This window comes from Ventosimonas gracilis (assembly GCF_001580025.1).
Classification (GTDB): Bacteria; Pseudomonadota; Gammaproteobacteria; order Pseudomonadales; family Pseudomonadaceae; genus Ventosimonas; species Ventosimonas gracilis.
Genome location: NZ_LSZO01000030.1, coordinates 1 through 787, shown reverse-complemented (window position 1 = coordinate 787; position 787 = coordinate 1). Strand labels below are relative to the sequence as shown.

The window sequence follows — 787 nt, the reverse complement described above, 5'->3', positions numbered from 1 at the left end:
ACGCTCAAATCCGCCCTTGCTCGACCGCCTCGCGCAACAACGCATTGACGCGCGTTTGCCAGCCCTTGCCGGATGCGCGCAAGTGTTCAACAACGGGCGCATCGACGCGCATATTGACATGCAATTTAGGCGCTTCCAATTTAGGCCGTCCTATCCGCCGTGCGCGGTCTTCTTCATCCGTGACCAACCTGACGGTGCGCGGCTTGCTCTTGTCGGTCAGCGCCGCATATACGGCAGGCGGCAACACCTCGCGGGCGGGGCGGGCGCGGGCAAAATCTTCCGCGCTCCATTCGGGGTTTTCCGTGTCTGCGTCAATGCCCGCCTGGATTATGGCGTCCTCTTCATCGGAAGGCATACGCAGTCTCTTACCGTTTTTCAAGGTCACGTACATAGTCGTTGAACTCCCTTTTGTTGGCCTTGCGCAGACTGATGATGCGTTTTTTCCCAGCTCGCACGCAAAAGACCATGAAATGCAAGCGCTCGCCGATATAGCCAATGGCCTGAAAGCGCTGCTCGCCATAATCAAAGCGACCATCTTGCTTAATGTGCGCCGTATCCCACTCGAAGCGCGTTGCATCAAACAAAGAAATCCCGTGCTTGTCGCGATTCATCGCATCTTTGGCGGGGTCAAATTCAATCATCATGCGCTTATTGTAGCCACCAACCGCATAAACGTCAACACTAAAACAGGTGTTTTATGCTCGATTTAACCCCACTTAAACACCACCTGCGCATCGACCATGATGACGAAGACGCCTTATTAACCGCTTATTTAAACGCGGCAAAA

At 54.1% G+C, this 787-nt stretch carries 3 protein-coding genes; 1 reads left to right on the top strand and 2 read right to left on the bottom strand.

All coding sequences use genetic code 11. The features are described 5' to 3' along the window. Nucleotides 1-4: 4 nt before the first annotated feature. Together AXE65_RS01625 and AXE65_RS01620 are read right to left on the bottom strand one after the other, a co-directional pair. Nucleotides 5-355 carry a BrnA antitoxin family protein gene (locus AXE65_RS01625; protein ID WP_068387096.1) on the bottom strand — a complete coding sequence of 117 codons (351 nt, stop codon included), beginning with the start codon at nucleotides 353-355 and terminating at the stop codon, nucleotides 5-7. 10 nt (nucleotides 356-365) lie between these two features. Continuing rightward, nucleotides 366-644, bottom strand: coding sequence for a BrnT family toxin (locus AXE65_RS01620; RefSeq protein WP_068387093.1), 279 nt, complete (start codon nucleotides 642-644; stop codon nucleotides 366-368). A gap of 53 nt (nucleotides 645-697) precedes the next feature. On the opposite strand from AXE65_RS01620, the gene AXE65_RS14380 reads away from it, so the two are divergent. Further along, nucleotides 698-787: head-tail connector protein (locus AXE65_RS14380; RefSeq protein WP_160330578.1), on the top strand; the 90-nt coding region annotated here is incomplete at its 3' end.

Coding starts and splice junctions, on each gene's coding strand:
- AXE65_RS01625 (WP_068387096.1), bottom strand. CDS start 355: ATGCCTTCCGATGAAGAGGACGCCATAATCCAGGCGGGCATTGACGCA.
- AXE65_RS01620 (WP_068387093.1), bottom strand. CDS start 644: ATGATGATTGAATTTGACCCCGCCAAAGATGCGATGAATCGCGACAAG.